The organism is Anaerococcus tetradius (genome assembly GCF_947087635.1).
Lineage (GTDB): Bacteria > Bacillota > Clostridia > Tissierellales > Peptoniphilaceae > Anaerococcus > Anaerococcus tetradius.
This window is the reverse complement of the sequence record NZ_CAMUDP010000005.1, coordinates 24,209-51,040: the sequence shown is the minus strand read 5'-3', so window position 1 is coordinate 51,040 and position 26,832 is coordinate 24,209. Positions and strand designations below refer to the sequence as shown.

Here is a 26,832-nt window from a genome sequence, read left to right as displayed (position 1 = left end):
ACTTGTCTTTTGTCAAGCAGCTTTCAAATTAGACTTTCTTTATATACCTAAGCCCTAAGGAGGGGGACTTTATAGTATAATGTTTATATAAGGAAGGTATTATGAAGATTATTATATCACCAGCTAAAAGATTTAAACATTTTGATAATTTTAAGACAGAGAAGATTTTGTTTGAGGATAAGACGAGATTACTTGTTGATGAGATTAGAAAGCTTAGCCTAAATGATTTAGGCAATCTCAATCAGACCAACGACGAGCTTACAGAGAAGGCTTATTTTGATTTCCAAGATTTTGATTTTGATAGACTCGACAACCCTGCACTTTTTTCCTATGATGGTTTGGTTTTTAAGCAGTTTTGCGAAGAAGACTTCCCGGACAAGGCTTATCTTAATAATCACGTCTATATTATTTCTGCCCTTTATGGTGCCTTAAAGCCTTACACAGGAATTAGGGATTACAGGCTATATTTTGACAACAAGATGATAGACCTCTATGATTTTTGGAAAGATGATATATATAAGGAAGTCTTTAGGGATAAAGACCTTGTGATTAATCTTGCGAGTAAGGAATATGCCAAAACTATAAGGCCCTATCTTAAAAAGGACGACACTTTTATTACTATAGACTTTAAGGATGAGAGAAATGGCAAGCTTAGGTCCATTGTCGCTTGGACAAAGGAGATGAGGGGGAAATTCCTCAAGGAAATTATTAGAAAAAAGATTGATAAGCTTGATGATATCAAGAAGATTTCTATTGATGATTATATTTTCGATTCCTTTCTATCAACTAAGGATAATTTCATCTTTGCGAGGAGAAAATCATGAGGCTTATCCACCTATCTGACCTTCATCTAGGAAAAAATATCGGATCATATTCTCTAATAGAAGAGCAAAAATTCGCCCTCGATGAGATTATTTCTATAATAAAAAAAGAAGAAGTCGACCTTGTAATGATTGCAGGAGATATTTTCGATACTACTATACCAAGTGCTGAGGCCCTAGACCTTTATTCCAATTTCTTGGAAGAAGTAGTCTTTGATTTAAAGAAAAAAGTTCTAGCCATTTCAGGTAACCACGATTCTTCCAAAAGGCTTGATATCAACAAGAGATTTTATAGGTCCAATAATTATTATCTCATAAGTGAATATGAAAAAAGCCCCCTTACTTTCGAAGATGAATATGGGAAGGTGAATTTCTACCTAATTCCATTTATCTCAATCAATAAGGCAAGGACGATTTTTGACCCTTCCATAGATAATTTCACAGACCTTTATAAGTTTGCCCTAAAAGACATTGGCTATGAAGATAGAAATGTCCTAATTAGCCACTGCTATGCTTCTTCTATGAAGGAAGACAAAGAAGCCTACGATGATGGCCAAAAGCCCCTTACTATCGGAGGTTATGACATGATGGATGCCTCAGTTTTTGAAAAATTCGACTATGTCGCCCTGGGTCATCTCCATAGGGCCCACTTTGTTTTAGATCCAAAGATAAGATATGCGGGAACTTTTATGAAATATTCTTTCGATGAAGAAAATCAAAGTAAGTCTGTAACCCTTGTCGATCTTAAAGAAAAGGCGGAGATTAGAAAAATCGACCTTCCCCTTCTTAGGGACTTTGAAGTAAGAAGGGGCTTGTTCGAAGATCTCCTAAGGGAAAAATCTACTGATTCCTACATAAAATTTATACTCGAGGATTCCTCAACCATAGAAAATGCCATGGCCAAGGTCAAGGAAAAGTTTCCTAGGGCAGTTTCTATAAGCTATGCCAATAAGCTTGCCCTTACTAGGGAAGATAGCCTAGATATAGATTTGGAAAATAAGGATATCTTGGAGCTTTTTTCTGATTTTTATAAGTTTAAGATGGACGAAGATTTAAAAGATAAGGATAAGGAAGTTATAAAAAGGATAATAGCATGCGACCAAGAAGATTAAAGCTAAGGGGTTTTATCACCTACAAGGATACAATTGAAATCGACTTTACTAAGTTGTATGATAAGAAAATTTTCCTAATTTCTGGAGATACAGGCTCTGGCAAGACCAGCATTTTTGATGCTATAAGCTTTGCCCTTTACGGAAATGTAGCAAGGGATATATCGTCTGATAGGCTTAGGTGTGATTTTCTTTCAGAAGAAGACCCCTATACTTATGTAAATCTGGAATTTGATGTAGGAGCTAGGACCTATAGGATAGAAAGAATCCCTCGACAAAGAGCCAAAAAGACTAAGATCGGTCAAAGTATAGGCAATGCTGTAGCCCTTTTTGACATAACAGAAGAAGAAATTCTCCTTAGTGAAAAGCAAGGGGAAACTGATGATATGATCAAAAATATCATAGGCCTTGATGATAAGCAATTTTCCAAGGTCATGCTCCTAGCCCAAGGGAAATTTCAAGAATTTTTGAAAGCTAAGTCGACCGATAAGGCCAAGCTTCTCGGAGATATCTTTAAGACCTATGAGTACAAGGACTTCCAAGAAACAATTAAGAATCTCGCCAAAGATTCCATCAAGGAGATGGACTATATAGACAAGGAAGTAGCAGGCGTCATAGACTATAGCCCAGAGATTAAAAAGCTAATAGACAGGGATTATCTCATAACCCACGATTTTTCTGCCATAGAAAAAATTCTTTTCGATGGCAAAAGCAGGCTCGATAAGGCCTATGAGGAGATTACGAGCAAAGAAGAAAAAATGGACCTTCTTATAAAAAAGCTTATAGGAGATTTGGAAGAGGGCAAAAGGCTCAATGAAAATATAGAAAAGTACAAGACCATAGAAAAAGACCTTGAGCAATTATTAAGTCATGAAGAAGAAAATAAAATCTTGTTAGAAAAAATAAGGCTTTCAGATCTTGCCCAAAATATCCTAGTTTATGAAAAAAATTACAAAGATACCCTTTGTGATATAAAAAAGCTAGAGGATGGCCTTGGGGAAAGTGAAAAAATCGCAAAGGAAGAAATAGCTAAAAATAAGACCTTGGCCCAAGAGATGGAAGGCTTAGCGGATAAAAAAAGCATCCTTGATAAGAAAAAAATCGAAAAAGAAAATATGGACAAGCTTTTGGCAAGCTACAAGACTTTTCTCAAAGCCAAGAAATCCTATAAGGATATGGAAAAAATCAAGGAAGAAAGGCAGGACAATCTAGCAAGCCTTGAAAACTTAGACAAAGAATTTAAGAATTTAAGGCAGATTTTCGATCTAAATAACGAGCTTATCGGAGAAATCTCTGAAAAGGGGACTAATGAAAACAAAAATCTCACCAATTTATCTGAAAACACCAGAAAATTAGAAGAGGATAGGAAAAAACTTCTAGAAATCAAAGACCACAAGGAAAAAATTTCTCAGTTATCCACAGATAAGGACAAGCTCGAAGAAATCGAAAAGAAGGCCCTAGCTAGTGAAGACCTAATAATCATAAATAAGCTCATAGATAGGGCCAATGAAGAAGGTCTTTGCCCAGTATGCCTTAAAAAGCAGGATAAAATTCTTCACAAGCACCCGATAGAAGACATAGACCTTAATCTCCTGAGAAAAAATCTTGCCAATGTCAACCAAGCCCTAAATTTAAGAAAAGAAAGCCTAGGAAAAATTGAAAAAGACCTGACTTCAAAGGATAATCTCGAGCAAATCGAAAAGCTTCTAAAAGAAAATTACGTCCACAAAAAAGCAATCGAAGAAAATATCCTAAGGCTAAGAAAGGATTACCAAAAAAGAGTCGAGGATAGGAAAAGTTTTAAGAAAAGCCTTGATAAATTGACAGAAGAAATTAAGACTTCCAAGGATAAGGATAAAAGCTTGCTAGATGTGCTTTCTGCCAACAAGGATGCTGAAATCACCTATCTAAGCCAAAAGGACCTTATGAAAGACTTTGATGAGAAGATTTTAGAAGAAAAAAGTCTAAAGCTCAAGGAAGAAATAGAAGGTCTTGAAAAAGAAATAAGTGATATAAGCAAGGCCTTCCAAAAGTCCCAGCTAAGATTAAAGGAAATCCAAACCAATATAGAAAATAAAAAGGAAAACCTCAAGGATCTATCGGCTAAGGCTAAGACCTCCAAGGATGACTTCGAAGAAAAAGTCAAAGAGAGTTTTGCCAATAAGGAAAGCTATCAAGCGTCTTTACTAGCTTCAGATAAACTTTTTGAAAAAAAAGATGTGGTTGATTCCTACTTCAAGACCCTTTCCAAGGCGAAAATTTCCCTAGACAATTTCGCATCCTACAAGGATCAAAAGCCTATGGACTTGGAAAAAATCGAGAAAGAAATAGAAATTGAAGACCTAAATAAAAAAGAGCTATCAATAAAGAAGGCAGAAATTTATGCGAGAATCGAAATTTTCTCAAAGACCTACCAAAGGATAGGGGATTTGAAAAAATCTTACGAGAAGGGCCTAGCCGATGCCGAATCCCTAGCCCGCCTTTCCAAGGTAGCTGATGGATCTTTTGGCAAGGTCATAGGTAGGGAGAAGATTGACTTTGAAACCTTCGTCCTAACTTACTACTTTGATAAGGTTCTAAGCCTTGCCAATTTGCGTCTAATGGATATGACTGGCAATCAATTCTCCATGATTAGAAAATCCGAAGCCGAAGATCAGAGGTCTAAGGCAGGTCTTGACATAGAAATCTTAGATGCCAACACTGGCAAGGCTCGCCCAGCCTCAACCCTTTCTGGGGGAGAGAGTTTTCTTGCTTCCCTTTCCCTAGCCCTGGGTCTTTCTGATGAGATTAGTATGGAAAATGGGGGAATAAGAATCGACACCCTCTTTATAGACGAAGGCTTCGGCACCTTGTCCAAGGATTATTTGGATAAGGCCATTTCTACCATCGAAAAACTCGCCTATGAGGATAAATTCATCGGCCTTATCTCCCATGTAGATGAGCTAAAAGAAGCGATAGATGCAAAGATAAATGTTACCTATACACCAAGCCATGGATCAAAAGTGGAGGTTTGTGGATGATTAAGACAATAATTTCAAGATACCCGAGAGACATCTCGACTTATATATATAAGGAAATTGAAAAGGACCTGGTCAGGGGAAAGAAGGCCATGCTCATAGTTCCTGAGCAATACACCCTACAGACTGATATCAATTTTATGAGAAATATTTCCAAAAAATCAGTAATGGATGCCAAAGTCCTAAGCTTTTCTTCATTAAAAAGCCTGATAATAGACAAAATTGGTCAAGCTGATAGGAAATTTCTAAGTAAAAATGCCAAGACCCTGCTTATAACAAATATCCTTCAAGATATAAATGATAAGCTGAGTCTTTTCCAAAACAAGGCCTCTAATATTGACTTTGTAAATAATATAGGCTCCCTCATTTCTACCATTAAGGACAATAATTTTGACGAGGAATTTTTTAATAATGTAGAAAATACCGACGATCCTATAACCAAGATCAAATTTAAGGAGCTAAAGATGATTTTCGATGCCTATGAGAAAGAAATCTCAGGTAAGTTCATCGACTCCGAAGACAACCTAACTTACATCATAGAAAGGCTTCCGACTTGCGATTTTCTCGATGATGCCATCTTTTATTTCGATAAGTTCGATAGCCTATCCGAGCTTAAACTCTCTTTTATAGAGGCTCTCTTGGCTAGGGGAAATGTCGTAAATGTTAGCCTAAATATAGACAAGAATTTCCTTTTTGCAGATAGATTTTCTGATGTAGAATTTTTTGACCCAGGCCTAAGGCTCTACCAAAAGCTCAATGAGCTTGAAAAAACTAAGGATATCTTTATTGAGGAAGCTTCTATATATAAAGAAGATATTTATCATCTGGCAAAAAACTTCGAAGCCTATAATTACAAAAAATATGGCAAAGACCCAAAAAACATCTACTTTTTGGAAAATACTTCGACTAAAAGCGAGGTAGAAAATATAGCCAAGCTCATTAACTACTTGGTCAAGGCGAAAAATTACAGGTACAGGGACCTTGCCATCTACATATCTGACGAAGACGAATATAAAAATGAGATAATCAAAGTCTTTAATAGATATGACTTGCCTGTCTTTATGGATCAAAGAAGGAAGCTTTCTGATAATCACATAATAAAGACCTTCCTAACCATCCTTAGACTTGTCATCTACAATTTCCAAAGGCAGGATATGAATTATTTCCTAAGGTCTGGGCTTTTTTCCTTCTCAGAAGACTTCGAGGATAAGGTTATAATCCTCCAAAATTTCATCAAAACAAGAAAAATAAAGGGCAAAACTTTCCTTGATGACAAATACTTTGAATTTGACCAAGAATTTTATGAGAAAATTTATGAAAAAGACCCTCAAAGCGAGGCTAAGCTTTCTGAAAAAACGAGAGAATATGAGATAGTAAATGAACTAAGGACAAGAATCCTAAAGCTTCTAGCCCCTCTTCTTGAAAAAAGACAAGGCCCTAGCAAAGATTTATGCCATGCTATCTTTGAAGTAATCTATGATGAGGATATCAGAAGGGGGATAGACAAGTACCAAGCTATTTTAAAAGCTTCTGGCCGTCTTGATGACTACAAGGAAAATGAGCAGGTTTGGGATAAGTTTGTAGAAATCTTAGAAGAATTAGTCGAGCTTATGGGTCAAAGAGAAAATTCCCTAGGAAAAATCTATTCCCTAATTGAAGCGACCGCAAGGGATATCAATGTTGGAATAATTCCTCCAAGCAAAGACCACATAGAAGTAACTAGCTTTGCCAGAGCTGCCATAGCAAATAGAAGGATCAATTTTGCCCTAGGCTTAAATGATGTATTTTTCCCTTCAAAAAGTGGGGAGGACTTGATAGTTGGAAAAAACGAGAAGGATAAGCTAAGGGACTTGGGTATTGACCTAAAGGTCTTTGATGAAGACCTAGAAGAGCGTGAGAAGTTAAATCTATACAAGCTAATCACCATATCAGATAAGATATTTTTCTCCTACTCCCTAGCCAATAGGAAATCGGAAGCTATTAACAAGCCCATAGTCCTAAGTGGGATAATGAATATATTTAAAGACGACTCTTCAAATCTTTCTTCTATGATTTATGGATCAAGGCTAGGCCTTTCCATAGAAAAATATTCCCTAGTCGCCCTCGAAAACTACGCCCTAAAAAGTCTAAGGAAGATGATTGGAAAAGAAAAAGTTAGCGAAGACGATAAGGCTATATCAAAGGCCATGATAAGTTATCTAAAGGACAGGGATTCATATGATTTAATCAAAAAGGCCCTAAATTTCACTAATGATAAGGAAAGGCTAAGGAAAGATTTGACAGAAAAATTGTACAAGAAAAACCACTTCAATGTAAGCGAGATAGAAAATTATTCAAGATGTCCTTACAAGTATTTCGTAAACTATGGTCTAAGGCCAAAAATCGAAGAAAGCTATGATGTCGACCATATGGAAGTAGGTAATATTGTCCACAAGCTTTTTGAGGACCTTTCCCACAAGCTAAAGAATGAAGATATAAAGACCATAAGCCAAGAAGACCTAGATGAGCTTCTAGTAGAAAACTTCACCAAGGCGACTGAAGAAAATCTCGATAAGACTAGGAGGAAGGATGCGAAAAATAAGTTTATCCTAAATAATGTCCTCACATCAACTAGGAGAAATTCAAAAAAGCTTCTTGATCAACTAAGCCAGGGCGACTTTGAGATCTACGCTGTTGAAGAAGACTTTGGCTATGGCAAAGACATCCCCCAAGTTTTTGTTGATGATGAAAATTATTTGAGGGGAAGGATAGATAGGATTGATAAGGCGGGAAATTTTGTAAGGATAATCGACTATAAAACAGGCAACAATACCTTTAAGATAGTCAATCTCCTAAACGGCCTAGACCTCCAGCTTTTAGTGTATATGATGGCAGTTGCCAAAAATTCTAAGGAAGTAATGATTCCTATAGGCTCTTTCTATATGCCCCTTTATGATGAGATGGAATCGGTAAACTCTGATGGCTACTCTAAGGAAATAATCGAAAAATCCCTAGCCGATAAATTTAGGATAAATGGTCTTATTGTAAAGATAAATGAAGAAGTCTTTAAGCTGATTGATAGGGATGCGGATTCCCTCAAAGATTCTTATATAGTTGATATCAAAAACTCCGACATCCTAAGTCCAGAAGAAGCAGAAAAAATCGAAACTTTTGCCAAAAAACTAGTCAGCAAATACATTAGAAATATCAAAGAAGGCGACATAAATCTAAGGCCTCTAGCCTATGATGCTAACAAGAATGAGTGCCAATACTGCGACTTTTTGGGCATATGTAAGTTCGATATTACCATAGACCAACTCCGCTATAGGGTCTTCGATAAGGAGATAAGCATTGATGATTTAGGAGGAGAAGAAGATGACTAAGATGCACTTTACCAAAGACCAAGAGCTTGCCATTAATGCTCGAGGAAAAAATATAATAGTATCCGCCGCCGCAGGATCTGGTAAGACCAGCGTCCTTGTTACGAGGATAATCAAGCTTATCACTGAAGATAAGGAGGATATAGCAAAATTTATCATAGTTACCTTCACCAACAAGGCCTCAGTCGAGATGAAAGATAGGATAAGAAAGGCCCTCGAGGATAAACTTAGGGATAAGGATGCTGACTTATCTTTTATCAAAGAGCAGATGAAAAATTTAAAGCATGCTCAAATAAAGACCCTCCACTCCTTTTGCTCGGATATGCTAAGGGAAAACTTCTACTATTTTGATGACCTATCCCCAAACTTCAAAGTAATTAGCGATAATACATCGACTATCCTAAAGGCAGAAGCAATTGATGAAGTCTTCGATATGAAATATGAAAATATGACAGAAACTTTCGAAAACTTCCTCCACAGCTTCGCAAGGACCAAAAACGACTCAGGAGCAAAAGACATAATACTTAAAAGCTACGATAAGATTATGTCTCAAATAAGACCCCTAGCCTGGCTAGATGAGGCGACTTCTTCTTCCTTTAATCTTGAAAAATTCAAAGGAAAGATTAAAGAAAGCTTCGAAAAAATCCTTGCCCTTGCTAAAGTAAACTACGACTATAGCTTGGATATGGCCATGCGAGATAAGCACCAGGAACTTATTTCTGATGACTACAATCAAATCAAGGACCTCTACTTACTTATAGATGACAATTGGGATAGCTTTATCAAAAAAGCTTCCGTCATAAAATTTGGCAGGATATCAAAGACTAAAAAGGACTCAGAAGAAGACTATCAATTTATAAAATCCACAAGGGATAGATATAAGGAAGAGATAAAGACCATAAGTGCCTTTATCAAAAATACCGATAGCCTTACCATAAGCCTTTTTGAAGGACTCGAAAAGGAAATACTAGATGAGCTTAACAGCCTAGTCAAGGACTTTATGGGGGCTTATGCAAAAAAGAAAAGCGAGAAATCCTATCTCGACTTTTCCGACATGGAGCATAAATTTATCGACCTAATAGACATAGAAGAGGCGAGGGACAAACTTAGGGATAGATTCGCCTATATCTTCTTTGACGAATACCAAGACTCAAATGAGATACAAAACTACATCATAGAAAGGCTAAGGGGGGCGAACAATCTATTTTTCGTTGGAGATGTCAAGCAGTCAATTTACGGTTTTAGGAGGGCAGAACCCAAGCTCTTCCTAGAAAAGCTCGACAGCTACGAGAAAGACGAAGATTCTATTAGGATAAATCTCAACCAGAATTTCCGTTCGCAAAAAGACATCCTAGATTTTGACAACTTCATATTCGATAGGCTAATGACTAAGGAAAGCTCGGATATTGATTACAAAAATGCAGGTCATAGGCTAAACTTCGACAAAAACGACAAAAGTCCATTCAAGAGGGCTCAAGTCAAAGTCATAGATCAAAAGATAAGAGAAGAAGACTACCTAGTCGAGCTTGTAGAAGAGATAAGGGAAATGGGCTACGATTATAGGGACATAGCCATCCTTCTAAGGTCGGGAGCAAAGTCTTATGTCTACGAAGAAGCCTTCAAGAAGGCGGAAATTCCTTTCTTTAACGATATAAGTAAGGTCTCCTTTAAGGCAGTCGAGGTTACTTTCTTTATCAATATCCTAAAATATCTCGCCAATCCCAAAGACGACCTAAGCCTACTTTCAATCCTAAGATCAGAAATCTTTGGCTTTACAGAAGATGACCTAGTAGAAATAAAGCTAAACTCAAGTGCTTTTTCCTTCTACAAGGCCTTTAAGGAATACGACAAGGATGATGAAATAGGGGAGAAAATCAAGGACTTTTTGACAAAATTCGCAGACTTCTCTCATATGCTAAGCCTTCTTAGCCTTTACGAATTTGGCAATTACATCTTTGAAGAAACTGGTCTTTATCAATTTCTAATGGCAAGAGATAGGGCAGAAGATAGGATTGGAAATGTCGAAAGCTTCATAGACATAATGGATGAGTTTGACAAGTCTAATGACAATGGGCTTTTTGCCTTTCTCGACTTTGTCGACTCCCTTTCCATGAATCAAACAGATAGCATTGCAAGTGCAAGGGACTTATCCGAATCGGAAAACCTCCTAAGGATAATGACCATTCATAAGTCCAAGGGCCTAGAATTTCCTGTAGTAATCCTTGCCGATAGCTCAAAAAGATTTAACAACAAGCACCTAAAAGAAGCCATAGTATTTGATGATGATCTGGGCATAGGAATAAACCTATCAGATTATGAAAACAAATTGCGTTTTTCTTCAATCAGAAAAAATCTCATCAATGACAAGATAACAGAAGAAAACAAAAAAGAAGAAATGCGTATCCTCTATGTGGCAATGACCAGGGCAGAACAGATGCTCTTTGTAACAGGAGAGAGGAATCTCAAAACTATAGGAAAAATAGCAGGAAGAGTCGACTTTTTAAAGATGAACTCCTATATGGATTGGCTCCTCGCCATTCTTTCAACTGATGCTGTTGGAAGCGAGCTTTTTGATAGCTTTGAAACAAACCAGCTCACAGAAATAGCAAGTCTTGATGTCATAGATGAATGTAAGTCCATAGACAAATACCAAACTTGTGACATCAATGACTTCCTTGATGATGAAAATATAAACGAAGAAATCTATAAGAGGATAAAAGAAATTCACGATAAGCCTTATCCTTACCTTGCAGAAATCAAGGATTCAATCAAAAAATCCGTAACAGAAGTAAGTAAGGACTTCGATCCATCGGCTGACGGCTACAAGCTACCAAATTATGGTGAAGAATTAAATCAATCTGACTTTAGAAAACCAAACTTCATAACAGAAGAAAAAACCTTCAAGGCAACCGAGAGGGGAACTATTATCCACAAGCTCTTCCAAGCCCTTGACTTTAAGGACTATGAAAAAGAAAGTCTAGAAGAAGAAATTGCGGAACTAATCACCAAGAAAAAAATCGACAAGGCCACCACAAAGCTAATAGAAATTGACAAAATCCTAGCCTTCTACCAAAATCCCCTCATCAAAGACCTAGCCCAAAAGGCTAAAAAAATAAGAAAAGAAGAATCCTTCCTCATGCAAAAAGATGACTACTATCTAAATGGACAAATCGATTTGATGTTTGAACTAGAAGATGAAATAATCCTAGTAGACTTCAAAACCGACAAGAAAAAAAGAGAAGGCTTCTACGACAAGCAAATAAAAATCTACAAAGAAGCCGTAGAAGAAGCCCAAGCAAAAAAAGTAAGCCAAGCCCTAATCTACTGGTACTACTTCAAAGAAATATCTGAAATAAAATAAGGGAAAGGATGAGGAAAAGGTCCTAGCCACAATGAACGTACTCCCTCCCTTTGTCATTCCTAATGGTCTGGCCACAATAAACGTTAGTGAATTGATGGCAGACCTTAATCGAGGCTAACTTTTTTTGTCATTTCGACAGAGCTTCCACGGGGAAGCGACGAGAAATCTGATTAGTAAATCTAATATCCAAGCAAACAAAAGACGTTAAGAAAAAATCCCTCCTCGCAAGAAAATCCTGCTTGGAGGGATGACAGGAAGCTCGTCAGCTCGATAAATCAATCCAACCTGCAAATCCAAGGGGCAAAAGGCTAAATAATAACAAAGTTTTACTTACACAATCTTGACAAAATTCATCTTTTGTTATACCATTTAGCTGTAATAATAAAGAAATCAAAGGAAATTTAATGAATAAAACAAACAATCTAATTACAAAAATAGTTGGTGTTTTGGCAGCTATTGTTAATCTTTTCTTTTTTTATTTCTTATTTAAATACAAAATCCTCCCTGGTAAGTATAGGATGGCTTTAGCCGTCATTATGGGTGTGATTATTTGTATTTTTTTGTATATAGGATTTTTTAAAAAGGAAAATTCACGAACAAGCAAGGTAATTGCTGTAGTCCTACTTCTATGCATAAGTTTTGGCGAGCTATCTTTTCTTTCTTATGCCAATAAGTCCATTAGAACTGTGGCAGAAATTAACAACAAGCCTGCCCAATCTACCAACGAGATGAGCTTTGTTGTGCTTAAAGATTCTCCTATCCAAACTCTAGCAGAGCTTTCTGATAAGGAAATAGCCACTGCCGATGGCATAGATAAGGAAAACACTGACAAGGCACTTGCCAAGTACAAGGAAGAAAATTCAAAAGAGCTAAGAGCGAAAGACTTTGATAATTATCAAAAATCAGCCACAGCCCTTTTGGATGGGTCTTGCGAGGTAATGCTTCTTAACGAATCATTTAGACCTATACTAGATGAAACAATAGATGGATTTTCAGAAAAGACCAGGGTACTAAAATCGGTACTAGTAACAAGTAATAAGAAAAAAGAAGATGCCAAGGCTCAAGTTAAGGAAAATCAATCATTCAATGTCTTTTTATCAGGAATTGACACTTCAGGAAGTCTTTCCAATGTATCAAGATCTGATGTAAATATGATTCTTAGCGTAAATCCTGTAAAAAAGAAGATTTTAATCACAACAATTCCAAGAGACACCTACCTATCCATTGGTGGAGAGGGAGATAAGTACGATAAACTAACCCACGCAGGACTTTTTGGAGTCGATACTTCAATAAAAAGCGTAGAAAAACTTCTAGACGTAAAGATAGACTACTATGGCAAGGTCAACTTCACAACCTTGATACAATTAATCAATGTACTAGGTGGTATCACCGTTGACAATCCAGTAGCCTTTGAATCATCTAGTGGTATTTACAATTTCCCTCAGGGAAAAATCGATATGGACGGAGATATGGCACTTGCTTTTTCTAGGGAAAGATACCATCTCCAAGAAGGTGACTTTGATAGGGGCAAGAACCACACAAGAGTCCTTACTGGCATAATCAAAAAAATGCTAAGCCCAGAGATGCTCCTAAACTTCAATAAAATATCGGACATAGCTTTAGAATCTATTAATACCGATGTGCCATATGAGAAGATGATTGAGCTAGTCAACAAACAACTAGCAGATGGAGCTAACTGGCAAATAGAAAGCCAGGCTCTAAAGGGAAAAGGAAGCATGGATCTTAAATCTTATCTAATGCCAGGTGCTGATCTATATATGATGGTACCAAGTAAAAATTCCATAGAAGACTTGCACACAAGAATTTTGGAAAATAATAGGTAAACATCAGTAATTTTGCCAAGATAGTCCTTTGACTAGTGCGAGAGCACAGGAAAGTTAAAGTAAGAAGTCAAAGTGTAGCTTTGGAAATATATCAAGAAAAGAACGACCCCAAATCGCAAGCAAAAAAGCTAAGCGATAAGGGGTCTCCATGCTTTAAGCTAGTATCATTCCTAATTGACATGGCCACAAAGTAGGCAAGTGTTTTGATGGTACACCTTCACCGTCATTCCTAATGGTTCTGGCCACAATAAACGAAAGTGAATTGATGGCAGACCTTAATCGAGGCTTTGCGAGGTGAAGGTCGTAAGACCTGAGCCCGCAAACTACCGTCGAACGAACGCAGTGAGGAGGAATCTAACTAGAAAGTCTCATATCCAAGAAAGCATAAGACGTCAAAAAAAGAGATCCCTACGTCGCTCTGCTCCTCTGGATGACAGGGGGGTGTGTCATTCCGACAGAGAAATCGCAGATTTCGACGAGGAATCTGACTAGTAAACCTAGGAGCCAAGCAAACATAAGACGTCAAGAAAGAGATTCTCACGTCAGAAGCGAAGCTTCATCCTCAGAATGACAAGGGGTCGCTTTGCTCACTGTGACAATTCCATTAAGGATGACAAGGTTTCATCAAAAGAAACATTAAGCATAAGAAAAAAGAAAAAGGAAAGTAAAATGGGACAAACAACAATCATTCTTATGATTCTCACAATTATATCGAAAACATTTGGATTTGTAAGAGAATCAGTAATGGCTGCTGTAATAGGAGCAGGAGACATAAAATCCATTTATGTCACAGCTACTACAATCCCAGACATTATGACCTATACTGTAATAGTAGGCATAGTTGCGGCATACATTCCTGTATACACAAAGGTGAGTGCCGAAAAGGGCGAAGATGAGGCAGAAGTCTTCACTTCAAATCTCATCAACACCCTTATGGTCTACGGAGCAATATTATTTGTCCTAATAATAATCTTTGCAGGCCCAATCTCAAAAATATTCTCACCCAAACTTACAGGCAACAGCCTATACTTAGCTAGAAACTTTACTAGGATCATGGCTCTATCAATCTTTACCTTTCTCTACTCAGCAGTCATAAGAGGCTTTCTAAATGCCAAGGGCAACTTCATAGATCCAGTCATACCAGGAATAGTCATAAATATATTTGTAATTGGAGCAACCCTTCTTACAGGAATCTTTGGCAATCCCTACATCCTAATAATAGGAACCCTTATAGGAAGCATAATCCAATTTGCAAGATTTCCCTTTGTCAGCAGGAAACTTGGATTTACCTACAAGAAAACAATAGATTTCAAAAATCCTTACATAAAATATATGCTCGAAATTATGATTCCAATAATCATATCAAGCGCAGCAAACAAACTATCAATCCTAATAGACAAATCCATGGCATCAGCCTATCTTGGAATAGACTCCGTCGCCAAGCTCTTTTATACAGAAAATATGCTAGACTTCATAGTAGAAGTCTTTACCATAAACATAGCGACAATCACCCTTCCAAAAATAGCTCAACTTGCAAATATGGGGAAGATAGAAGAGATGAAAGAAAAAACCTCACAAAGTCTAGTACTAACCATGGCCCTAGTCTTACCAGCCACCTTCGGCATGATGGCTTTAGCAAGCCCTATAATAAGGCTAATCTACGAAAGACACGCCTTTAGCCCGGCCGATACGAGGGTTGTAGCTTCCCTATTAATATCCTACGCCCCTTACATCATCTTCATATCAATACTAAAAATAATATCCAACGCCTTTTACGCAACAGGAGATTCCAAATCCCCACTACTTATAATCCTCTTCCAACAAGCCATAAACGTGCTTTTAAACATGGTCTTGGTAGAAAGATTCGGCATAGACGGCATAGCCTATGCGACAAGCATTTCGACAGCACTCGGAAGTGCTATATTAATCGTTGTTTATCATAAGAAATTTGGTAAAATAAATAGGATAAAGAATATTATTTATATGGGTAAAATTGTCCTCGCTTCATTAGTCATGGTAATGGCGACCAATTTCACTTATAATTTACTTTCGGATTATACAGGTTTTGTAATAAGCTTACTTATTTCGATTATTTTTGCATCTTTTGTTTACATAGCAGCAGTTATACTGCTAAAAATTGACGTAATAGATGAAATTATAGAAAAGTTTAAAAACAAGTTAGGAAGGAAATGATATATGGATATATCTAAATTATTAGATAAGAAAAAAATTACATTAATATTTTTTGATATTTTAATATTGAATTTGGCATATTTTTTAGCCCTTTATTTTAGATTTGATACTAATTTTTCTAGAATACCTTATGATTATCTATCAGCTTTTACTATATATACCAAAATTAACACCTTAATAACGATTGTTATTTATACAAGATATAAGATGTACAATATGATACTTGAGTATGCTTCCTATACAGAACTTATCAATATTACATGGGCATGCATTCTTTCTTTGGCAAGCCACGTCATTTTTATGACATTTTTTGTAAAGAAGATGCCACTTTCTTACTTTTTATTCGGATTTATGATTCAATATGTTCTAACAGTAGCATCTAGATTTGCAAAAAAGATGTTTATTCATTGGAATTACAAGGAAGATAATGGCAAGAAAAACTACAAGAAAGCTTTAATTATTGGAGCGGGTTCAGCTGGCCAGACTCTAAAGAGAGATATAAATAACTCAAACTGCGGTGGCAAAACCAATATCCAAGTTGTTGGATTTATTGATGACGATCCTAAGAAAATTAACCAATACATAGATGGAGTAAAAGTCCTTGGAGATAGATATGCAATCAAAGATATTGTAGCCAGGGAATTGATTGACACGATTCTTGTTGCTATTCCATCAGTGGATGAACAAGAAAAGAAAAAAGTTTTGAAGCTTTGCAATCAAACAAATTGTGAAGTTAAGGTTCTTCCTGGTATATATCAAATGGTTTCAGGTAAGATTACCATGTCCACTCTAAAGGATGTCCAAATAGAAGACCTCCTAGGACGTGACCCTGTAAAGATTTTTTCAAATGAAACCTTCGACTATCTAAATGACAAGGTAGTACTTGTCACAGGAGGGGGAGGTTCTATAGGATCTGAACTTTGTAGACAAATCTCCCAATATGGACCTAAACTACTAATTATTTTTGACATATACGAAAACAATGCCTATGAAATAGAACAAGAACTTAAGAGAAATAATAAAGACTTAAACTTTATAACCCTGATAGGATCGGTTAGAGACTTTAAAAGAGTAGAAAAAGTTTTTAAAACTTACAAGCCTGATATAGTTTTCCACGCAGCAGCTCATAAGCACGTTCCCCTAATGGAAGTAAGTCCAGTTGAGGCTATTAAAAACAATGTAAGAGGAACCTACAATGTAGCCCTTCTTTCACTTATCAATAATGCCAAGAGATTTGTCCTAATATCAACGGATAAGGCAGTAAACCCTACTTCTATAATGGGAGCAACTAAAAGAGTTTGCGAGAAGATCATTCAAGGAATAAATGACATTAGAGCAAGTAAGGAATATAATAAACTTGCAAGGGTAATCATCCAAGATGGGGATAGAAATATAACTATCAATCCAGAAGATTTATTAGAAGGAAAAAACCCTAGAACTGAATTTGTAGCAGTTCGCTTTGGAAATGTATTAGGATCAAACGGTTCTGTAATTCCATTATTTAAAGAACAAATTGCAGCAGGAGGACCTGTAACAGTAACCCACCCAGAAATCATTCGATATTTTATGACAATCAAAGAAGCTGTAAAGCTAGTCCTTCAAGCAGGTTCAATGGCTCATGGAGGAGAGATTTTTGTACTCGATATGGGAGAACCTGTAAAGATAGACGACCTTGCAAGACAACTTATAAGGCTATCAGGCTATCAACCAGATATAGATATGCCTATAGTTTATACAGGACTAAGACCTGGCGAAAAGCTCTATGAAGAAAGATTGATGGATGAAGAAGCCCTCACAGATACCCACATTAATGGAATATCAGTAGGTCGACCACTTGACTTCTCTAGAGAAGAATTTTTCGGTAAGCTTGATAAAGTAATTAACCAAAAAAATATTGATGAATTGGACATTGTTGCTACAATAAACGAATTGATTAATACATTTATAGGAAAGGAAGAAATATAAAAGCTAAATGTTTGATAAAAGTAAAAATATAAAAAAATTAGATAAAAAAGTTTGGCTATCTTCACCAACTATGCACGGCGAAGAACTAAAATATATTACAGAAGCCTATGAAACAAATTGGATGAGTACGGTTGGAGAAAATATAAATAAGGTGGAAGAAGAAGTTGCTAATAAAACAGGATGTAAATATGCAGTAGGTCTTGCAAGTGGAACATCAACTCTTCACCTTGCAGTAAAACTTGCAGGAGTTAAAAGAGGAGAGAGAGTATTTTGCTCATCAATGACCTTCTCAGCAAGTGCAAATCCAATATGCTATGAGGGAGCAATCCCTGTATTTATTGATTCTGAATATGACACATGGAATATGGATCCAAAAGCATTGGAGAAGGCTTTTGAGATTTACCCTGACACAAAATATGTTATGCTAGTTCACCTTTATGGTACTCCTGCAAATATAGATGAAATAGTTGAAATTTGTAAGAAAAATAAAGCTACATTGATAGAAGACGCAGCAGAGTCTTTTGGAGCTACATATAAAGGAAGACAAACAGGAACCTTTGGAGCCTATAATGCTATTTCCTTCAATGGAAACAAGATAATAACAGGTTCATCTGGAGGAATGCTTCTTACAAACTCTAAAAAAGCAGCGGAAAAAGCAAGAAAATGGTCTACCCAATCTAGAGAAAATGCTCCATGGTATCAACATGAAGAAGTAGGCTACAACTACAGAATGAGCAATGTTATAGCAGGGGTTGTAAGAGGTCAACTTCCTCATTTGGAAGAACATATAGCACAAAAGAAAGCTATATATCATAAGTACAAAGAAGGACTAAAAAATCTACCTGTATCTATGAATCCATTTGACAAAGAAAATTCAGAGCCCAACTACTGGCTATCATGTATGATAATAGACAAAGATGCCATGAGCAAGGAAGTAAGAGGAGACTTGGACTACCTATATAAGCCAGAAAAGGGCAAATCATCACCTCATGAAATCCTAGATGCCATAGCAAGCATAAACGCAGAAGGAAGACCTATATGGAAGCCAATGCACAAACAGCCTATATTTAGAAATCATGACTTTATAAATAGATATGGTCTTGCTAATGCTATGACAAATGCTTATATAGCAGGCGGACTAGTTGATGAAAGAGATAACTTACCAGAAGATATATGTTCAGATATATTCAAAAGAGGACTTTGTCTTCCAAGTGATAACAAGATGACTGAAGAAGAGCAAGATAGGATAATTGAAGTTATTAGGGCTTGTTTTGAGTAGGAGGAACAGTTGAATAGTAAAAAGAAAACTTTTTATCAAAGATATATAAAAAGATTATTAGATATAGTTCTTTCACTATTTGCTATAATTATTTTATCACCGCTTTTATTAACACTTTATTTATTAGTAAGATTTAAATTAGGTTCTCCTGCAATATTTACCCAGGAACGACCAGGAAAAGATGAAAAAATCTTTAAAATGTATAAATTCAGATCAATGACTGATGATAGAGATGAGAATGGAATCCTCTTACCAGATGATCAAAGGTTGACAAGTTTTGGTAGGAAACTAAGATCCACATCATTAGATGAACTTCCAGAATTGTTTAACATACTAAAGGGTGATATGTCTATAGTCGGACCAAGACCACTGCTAGTTGATTATTTGGATTTATATAATGAAAAACAAAAACATAGACATGACGTAAGACCCGGGTTGACTGGACTAGCTCAAGTAAATGGTCGAAATACTTTAAGTTGGGAAGATAGGTTTGAAAAGGATATAAGATATATTGAAATTATATCATTTATAGTTGATTTAAAAATAATTGTTGATACGTTTAAAATAGTTTTAAGAAGAGATGGAATAAACTCTGAATCCTGTGTAACGATGGAGGATTTTTATGGTAGTAAATCTTGATGGATTAACAACTCCATATTTTATAATATATCAAGATAAATTAGATAAAAATATAGAAGATTATAAGACTGCTTTGATAAATGAATGGCCTAATTCACAATTATCATTTTCTGTCAAAACTAATTCTTTACCTTGGTTACTTGAATATATAAGAGATAAAGGTATTTTTGCAGAAGTAGTTTCTAAAGAAGAGTATTTATTAGCTAAAAGATGTGGTTATAAAGATAATGAAATTATTTTTAATGGTCCAATCAAAAATAAAGATATTTTTTTAGATTCCTTAACAATGGGGGCTACTGTAAATATAGATTCAAAAGAGGAATTGAATTTCTTATTTGGATTAAATGAACAAAATAGAAATAATATTGGAATAAGAATAAATCCTAATCCGGATATATTTGAAGAGAAAGATATAGCTTATAAAAATGATGGATTTAGGTTTGGGTTTTCTGAAGAGACAGGAGAATTAAATCGTGCTATTAGCATTGTCAGAGGTGCAAGTGATTTTGTAGGATTACATATTCACTGTAATAGCATAACCAGAAGCAAAGAAGTATATATTGCATTAGCAAATTATGCTAAAAAAATAATAAAAAAATATGATTTGAAAGTATCATACATAGATATAGGAGGGGGCTTTTTTGGTGGAATCCCTGGAAAAACAACTGCGAGAGAGTACATTTCAGTAATTAAAAATGTATTATCAAAGGTTGTTGATATAAATGTTACTAAGTTAATCATAGAGCCTGGTTCAGCTATAATAGGCTCATGTGTTGATTTAGTTACAAAAGTAATTGATGTAAAAGAAACATGTCGATCAAGAATTGTAACTACAGACGGAAGTAGAATACATATTGATCCATTATGGGCAAAAAAAAGTTATGTGTATACATTAGAAAACAAGAGTGATTCTAATATAACTAAGCAAATCATCTGTGGTTACACATGTATGGATCATGATAGATTAATGACAATATATAATGATAAAAAATTAGAATGTGGTGATAAAATAATATACCATAGAGTAGGAGCTTATTCAGTGACATTTGGTGGAATGTTTATAAGTTACTATCCAGATGTTTACATCAAAAAATCAGAAAATATAGAAAAGGTTCGTGGAAAAATATCGGTAGACGATTTTTATAATATACATTCGTTGTAGTAGATGTGACAAAACTCAAAGATTTTAATAAGATAAAAAGCAATGATTGTTTTAATATAATTATATAATGTAATTAATAACGGAAAAAAATTAATTAGTGAGTTATAAGCTAATTAAAGTTCATGGATAATTATAAGAATAATTTCAATATATTATTTACTGACAATCTAAAGTAATGAATACTAAGGGGTTTAAAAAATGAATATTTTATTTTGTAGTGTTGGAAGAAGATGTGAGTTATTAAAGAATTTTAAGCAATCATTAGGTAATAAATCAAAAATAGTTGCTACAGACATGTCAAAAACTGCTCCCGCTATATATTTTGCTGACAAATATTATATAGTTCCTCCAATTGCAGAAGAAGGTTATATTGACAAAATTTTAAAAATCTGTCAAGATGAAGAAATAGATGTAATTACCACCTTGATAGATCCAGAAATTAAGTTGCTATCAGAAAATAGAGATAGGTTTAATGATATAGGAGTGCTTGTATTAGCACCAGATTTAAACACTGCCAATATATTTTTTGATAAATATAGAACTTATTTAGAGCTTAAAAAGTTGGGGATAAATACAGTTTTAACGTATGATAGTATAGATAATTTCAAAATTGGTTTTAAAAATAAAGAAATAAAATTTCCAGTCTTTGTAAAGCCAAGACAGGGAAGTGGCTCAGTAGGAGCGAGAAAAATCAACAATATTAAAGATTTAGAAGAAGCTTTTAAAGAGGATCAAAGTCTAATAGTTCAAGAGTTTATGGGTGATTTTGAAGATATAGATTGTGATGCTTACTTTGATACAATCTCTAAAAAATTAGTATCAATATTTTCTAAGAAAAAACTAGAAACAAAAATAGGCGGAGCAAGCAAGACTATATCTTTCAAAGACGAAAATTTATATGCATTTCTTGAGAATGCACTAAATAATTTTACATTCAATGGACCAATAGATGTTGATTTATGGTATAAAGATGGCGAATATTATTTATCAGAAATAAATCCGAGATTTGGTGGTGCATATCTGCATGCTTATGGTGCAGGAGTAGATTTTATAAAAATGATTGAAAATAATGTAAAGAAAATCGAAAATAATAAAAGTGATTTAGTATATGAAGAAGATATAGTTATGATGATGTATGATAGCGTAGTAATTAAGAAAATATAATTGTAGAATTTAAACTGGTAGTAATATGAAGATCTTAATACTGGCTAATGATTCAAACGGACTGCTATTATTTAGGGAAGAGTTGATAAAGGAATTATTATGTCCAAATGTTTATATTGATAATAATCCAATAAATAGCAAAAAAAATGAAGTGATAATTAGTGTCCCAGATACTAAAGAGAAAAATAAATTTGAAGATATAGGATGCAAAGTAATAATTTCTAGATTTAAAAGAAATGGGAAAAACCCTATTAATGATTTGCTTTTGAGTTTTCAATATATAAAAATTATAAGAAAATATAAGCCTAATATTATTTTGACTTATACTATTAAACCTAATATATATGGGGGGATAGCTGCGTATATTTGTAGAAAACCATATATTACAAATATAACTGGATTAGGTACAAGTATTTATAATGAAAACTCTCATCAATAATTATTAAAATAATTTATAACCTAGGAGTAAATAAATAATACGAAATATTTCTTCAGCATTAACAAAATTTGAAACAACAAAATGGTAATCGAAAGCAATAAAAAATCCTTCAACTGGAAGGAGGAGTTGAGTCTAGCGAAGATGGATTATTTAAGTTAAAAAAATCCTTTTATAGAACAATCAATAAAAGTTCGTTATAGGGAAAAAGGTATTTATGACAAATCAGTACACATATTTAACAAAAAAATCGAGTTTAGAAAGTGATTGTTCAAGTTATTTTCTGACTTATAGATGAATTATATAGTAGGAGTATAAATTTCTATGTCTAATTTAAATTTACTATTTTTATCACTGGATCGATATAACGAGCACAATATAACTGAAAATGGAATATACACCAGTTTGCTACGAGAATTCACAAAAAGCGATTATAATGTATATATAATTTCCCCTATAGAGAGAAGAGATTATATAGGTGAAATAGAAAAGTTAAAATTTATTAATGAGATACATTATTTAGATGTAAAAATAGGAAATATTACAAAAACAAACAAAATTGAAAAAGGAATTGCAACTATAAATATAGAGAATCAATTTTTAAGAGCTATCAAAGTTTGGCTTTCTGATGTTAAATTTGATATTGTGATTTATCCAACTCCACCAATCACTTTTTATAAGGTAATTAAATATTTAAAAAGAAGAGATGGAGCCCTAACATATTTGATGCTTAAAGACATATTTCCTCAAAATGCTGTCGATTTAGGTTTTTTTAGCAAAAAAAGTCTAATATATAAATATTTTAGAAAAAAAGAAAAAAAGCTTTATGAAATATCCGATTATATAGGTTGTATGTCTAAGGCAAATGTTGATTATTTATTAAAATGTAACCCAAATTTAGATAAAAAAAAAGTTGAGATATTTCCTAATAGTATAGAACCAGTAAATTTAAGCATTGATGAAGAAGAAAAATATTTTGTAAGAGAGAAGTATAATTTACCTCATGATAAAAGAATATTTATTTATGGAGGAAATTTAGGTAAACCACAAGGTTTGACTTTTCTGTTAAATTGTATAGAAAGTATAAAAAGTATAGATGATATTATGTTTCTTATGGTGGGTAATGGAACAGAATTTGAGTATATTGTAAAAATGAAAGATGAACTTAATCTTTATAATCTGAGAATAATGGCAAAATTATCAAAGGATGACTTTGACAAATTAGTAGCTTCTTCTGATGTGGGGATTATATCATTGGATCACAGATTTACTATTCCCAATTATCCTAGTAGAATATTGTCTTATATGCAATCTAAGCTTCCTATTTTAGCAATAACAGATAATAATTCGGATATTGGTTTAGATATTATAGAAAATAACATGGGATGGCGGTGTAAGGAAAATTCTATAAATGAATTTCGCGATACTATAAGTGAAATAATGACAAATTTTAATATTCACAAAATTTCAGATAAGAAAGAAAATTCGTTCGAATATCTAAAAAATAATTTTGATGTAAGAAAATCAATAATAAATATAATTAATAAAATATGATAGGTGATAAAATTGAGAATATTAATTTTTATGTCGGGATTTTTTCCTGGCAAAAAATATGGAGGACCTCCAGTAAGTATAGATAATTTTTGTAATCTAATGAACGATGAAGAAGTTTATATCGTATGTACTGATCATGATTTGGGAGAAACTAAAAGATATGATTCTATTAATAGAGGTTGGAATGACAGAGGAAACTGTAAGGTATTGTATTTAGAAGATAAAGAATATGGCTACTCCAACTTAAATAAAATAGCAATTGATTTAAAACCAGATTTGATATATCTTCAGAGTTTATTTAGTAGATCAACATACTATGGATTAAGAATAGGCAAAGCTAATAATATAAAGATTTTATTAGCTCCACGTGGGGAGTTGAATAGTGGAGCTTTTAGGAAAAAATATAAAAAAATTCCATATATATATTTTTTAAAAATTTTTAAATTAATTAAAGATATATATTTTCAATCAACTAGTATTGAAGAATCTAGTTCAATTAAAAAACAATTAAAAGTAAGTGATAATAATATTCATCTTTTGCATAATATTCCATCACCTTATCAGAATCATTATTTATATAGTGAAAAGGTATCAGGTAAAGGTAAATTTGTTTTTATTTCCAGGATTCATCCCAAGAAAAATTTATTATCTGCTATAAGATATTTTAATAATATAAATGGGGAAGTTTTATTTGATATATATGGTCCTATTGAAAATAAAAAATATTGGAAATCGTGTCAAGATGAAATAAGAAAGTTAAAATCTAATATTCAAGTAAATTATTGTGGAATTATACCACATTCTATGGTCCATGATGTATTTAGTAAGTATGATGCTTTTATTTTTCCAACATTTAGTGAGAATTTTGGTCATGTAATAGCCGAAGCTTTATCAGTGGGTACAATAGTATTAATAAGCGATAAGACGCCTTGGAATTATTTGAAAAATAAAGGTGTTGGGTATGTAATACCCTTAACTCAGAAAGAAATGTATACTAAGGTTATTCAGACAATAGTTGACATGAACTATGATGAGATTAGATTAATAAAAGAAAGAATAGTTAGATACATAGAAAACAATAATAGATATAAAGAACTTAAAATAGAATATTTAAATTGTTTTAATAGTATAATTAAGGAATATCAATGATTTATTATGTTGCTTATTATAATCCAATAGAAGAAAAAAACAGGCGTACTCCTAATTTTGCGGCTGAAGATAAAATAGATTATATTTGTGATACGATTAATGATATTGGCGAAAAAGTTACCATACTCTCAAATTCTAAATCATTAGTAAGGAAATTTTTACAAACAACACAATATATAGAATCAGACAATAAAAAGATTATTATGTTTGCATCACTACCAAAATTAAATATATTTCTCCATATTATAAACGTATTATTTGGATATTTACAGTTATCCTGGTATTTAGTTAAAAATGTTAATTATAATGATACTGTCATTGTTTATCATTCTCTAGGATATAGAAATTTAATTAAAAATATTAAAATAATAAAAAGGTTTAGATATATTCTTGAAGTTGAAGAGTTATATAAACACATCAATGACAACAAATCATCGTTTAAAAATAAAGAACACAAAGTATTCAAATATCCAGATGCCTACATATTTTCTAACTCTGAGCTTGATAATGTAGTTAATAAATATCATAAACCATCAGTTGTAGTTAATGGTGTATATAGAGTTAATACAACTAAATTAAAGAAATTAAATAATAAATCTATACGAATAGTTTATGCTGGCTCTTTAGAAAAACAAAAAGGAGTCGACTATGTAATTAAATCATGTAAATATTTAAATGAAAATTATGACATGAGGATAATAGGTTTTGGTTCGGAAAGCGATATAGGAAGAGTTAAATCATTAATTTCGGAAGTTAAAAATAGTAGCAAATGTAAAATACAGTATGATGGATTATTTAAAGGAGAAGATTATATTAGCTATTTGCAGAAGTTTGATATAGGAATATGTATACAAGATCCTAATGATGAATTTAATAAATATGAATTTCCTTCAAAAATTTTATCGTACATGTCGAATGGGTTAAGTGTTGTAGTGAATAAGTTGGAGCAAGTTGAGAATAGTGATTTATATGCATATCTCACTATTTCCGAAGGAATAGATGCTTATAAAATATCAGAAGCAATTAAGAGAGTGGACATGATTGAAAACTCTAATGTAGATATCTTAAAAGGTTTAGACGAACAATTTAAATTAAAACTCTATAAATTAATAAAAGGAGAATTATGGGATGCTAATGAATAATATTTTAATGGTTGGAGCACATTTTGATGATGTTGAGTTAGGAGTTGGTGGAACAGCTGCAAAGCTAGCATCGGATGGTAAAAATGTTTACAAATTAACTTTAACAGATAATGTTACAAATTTTAAAGATATGAATATTAATGTTGAATATGAGTCTAGTAAAATGCAAAGTGCAAGATCTTGCAAAGTTTTAGGGATAAATGAAATTGTCGATTTTAAGCCAGCTGAATGTTCTAAATTAGAGTATTCAAAAGAAATTATGCAAAGAGTTGAAAAAATAATATATGAATATAATATTGATACTATATTTATGCATTTTAATGCTGACATGAACACAGATCATGTTGCTGCATCTAGAATATGCTTAACAGCTGGAAGACATTGTAAAAATATTATTCAGTTTCAGTCTAATGGATATGTTTTGGAAAATGTTTATTATCCAACGTTCTTTATAGATATATCAAATTTTATTGATAAGAAAAAAGAGGCTCTAAATTGCTATGGATCAGAACACAATAGATTTAATAGATTATTCGAATCATCTATTGAAAGATGCCATGTTTGGGGTTATGCTAATAAGGTAGAATATGCTGAAGGATTTAATATTATAAAAATGCTTATGGATATATAATGGAGAC

At 33.5% G+C, this 26,832-nt stretch carries 17 protein-coding genes; all 17 read left to right on the top strand.

The features are described 5' to 3' along the window. Nucleotides 1-101: 101 nt before the first annotated feature. A complete protein-coding gene (locus P6936_RS02675) occupies nucleotides 102-824 on the top strand; it encodes a YaaA family protein (RefSeq protein WP_276880760.1) in 723 nt (240 codons plus the stop codon). Beyond that, nucleotides 821-1,933, top strand: coding sequence for an exonuclease SbcCD subunit D (locus P6936_RS02670; protein WP_276863687.1), 1,113 nt, complete (start codon nucleotides 821-823; stop codon nucleotides 1,931-1,933). Before P6936_RS02675 ends, P6936_RS02670 begins: the two co-directional genes overlap by 4 nt. Then, on the top strand, nucleotides 1,915-4,950 hold the full coding sequence (locus P6936_RS02665; protein ID WP_276880759.1) for an AAA family ATPase: 3,036 nt from the start codon (nucleotides 1,915-1,917) through the stop codon (nucleotides 4,948-4,950). The genes P6936_RS02670 and P6936_RS02665 overlap by 19 nt, the downstream gene beginning before the upstream one ends. Beyond that, nucleotides 4,947-8,309, top strand: coding sequence for a PD-(D/E)XK nuclease family protein (locus tag P6936_RS02660; RefSeq protein WP_276880758.1), 3,363 nt, complete (start codon nucleotides 4,947-4,949; stop codon nucleotides 8,307-8,309). The genes P6936_RS02665 and P6936_RS02660 overlap by 4 nt, the downstream gene beginning before the upstream one ends. Then, nucleotides 8,302-11,667 (top strand): UvrD-helicase domain-containing protein, encoded by a 3,366-nt coding sequence (locus P6936_RS02655; protein ID WP_276880757.1) that lies wholly within the window; start codon nucleotides 8,302-8,304, stop codon nucleotides 11,665-11,667. The genes P6936_RS02660 and P6936_RS02655 overlap by 8 nt, the downstream gene beginning before the upstream one ends. A gap of 404 nt (nucleotides 11,668-12,071) precedes the next feature. Continuing rightward, a complete protein-coding gene (locus tag P6936_RS02650) occupies nucleotides 12,072-13,511 on the top strand; it encodes an LCP family protein (protein ID WP_276880756.1) in 1,440 nt (479 codons plus the stop codon). 567 nt (nucleotides 13,512-14,078) lie between these two features. Next, nucleotides 14,079-15,704 carry a murein biosynthesis integral membrane protein MurJ gene (murJ, locus tag P6936_RS02645; protein ID WP_338079161.1) on the top strand — a complete coding sequence of 542 codons (1,626 nt, stop codon included), beginning with the start codon at nucleotides 14,079-14,081 and terminating at the stop codon, nucleotides 15,702-15,704. Between the two features lie 3 nt (nucleotides 15,705-15,707). Beyond that, nucleotides 15,708-17,669, top strand: a complete 1,962-nt coding sequence (locus P6936_RS02640; protein WP_276880755.1) for a polysaccharide biosynthesis protein — start codon at nucleotides 15,708-15,710, stop codon at nucleotides 17,667-17,669. Between the two features lie 7 nt (nucleotides 17,670-17,676). Further along, nucleotides 17,677-18,948 carry a DegT/DnrJ/EryC1/StrS family aminotransferase gene (locus P6936_RS02635; protein ID WP_276880754.1) on the top strand — a complete coding sequence of 424 codons (1,272 nt, stop codon included), beginning with the start codon at nucleotides 17,677-17,679 and terminating at the stop codon, nucleotides 18,946-18,948. 9 nt (nucleotides 18,949-18,957) lie between these two features. Next, the gene (locus P6936_RS02630; RefSeq protein WP_276880753.1) at nucleotides 18,958-19,587 is read left to right on the top strand and encodes a sugar transferase; all 630 of its coding nucleotides are present in this window, start codon (nucleotides 18,958-18,960) and stop codon (nucleotides 19,585-19,587) included. Beyond that, nucleotides 19,571-20,749 carry a diaminopimelate decarboxylase gene (locus P6936_RS02625; protein ID WP_276880752.1) on the top strand — a complete coding sequence of 393 codons (1,179 nt, stop codon included), beginning with the start codon at nucleotides 19,571-19,573 and terminating at the stop codon, nucleotides 20,747-20,749. The genes P6936_RS02630 and P6936_RS02625 overlap by 17 nt, the downstream gene beginning before the upstream one ends. A 198-nt stretch (nucleotides 20,750-20,947) precedes the next feature. Then, nucleotides 20,948-21,913 (top strand): ATP-grasp domain-containing protein, encoded by a 966-nt coding sequence (locus tag P6936_RS02620; protein ID WP_276880751.1) that lies wholly within the window; start codon nucleotides 20,948-20,950, stop codon nucleotides 21,911-21,913. Between the two features lie 25 nt (nucleotides 21,914-21,938). Further along, nucleotides 21,939-22,352, top strand: coding sequence for a glycosyltransferase (locus P6936_RS02615; RefSeq protein WP_276880750.1), 414 nt, complete (start codon nucleotides 21,939-21,941; stop codon nucleotides 22,350-22,352). Between the two features lie 321 nt (nucleotides 22,353-22,673). After that, complete coding sequence (locus P6936_RS02610) at nucleotides 22,674-23,903, top strand: glycosyltransferase family 4 protein (protein WP_276880749.1); 1,230 nt, start codon at nucleotides 22,674-22,676, stop codon at nucleotides 23,901-23,903. 12 nt (nucleotides 23,904-23,915) lie between these two features. Beyond that, nucleotides 23,916-25,052: a glycosyltransferase gene (locus P6936_RS02605; protein ID WP_276880748.1), complete on the top strand. Its 1,137-nt coding sequence runs from the start codon at nucleotides 23,916-23,918 to the stop codon at nucleotides 25,050-25,052. After that, on the top strand, nucleotides 25,049-26,194 hold the full coding sequence (locus tag P6936_RS02600) for a glycosyltransferase (RefSeq protein WP_276880747.1): 1,146 nt from the start codon (nucleotides 25,049-25,051) through the stop codon (nucleotides 26,192-26,194). Before P6936_RS02605 ends, P6936_RS02600 begins: the two co-directional genes overlap by 4 nt. Beyond that, nucleotides 26,187-26,825 carry a PIG-L deacetylase family protein gene (locus P6936_RS02595; RefSeq protein ID WP_276880746.1) on the top strand — a complete coding sequence of 213 codons (639 nt, stop codon included), beginning with the start codon at nucleotides 26,187-26,189 and terminating at the stop codon, nucleotides 26,823-26,825. Before P6936_RS02600 ends, P6936_RS02595 begins: the two co-directional genes overlap by 8 nt. The last annotated feature ends 7 nt before the right edge of the window (nucleotides 26,826-26,832 follow it).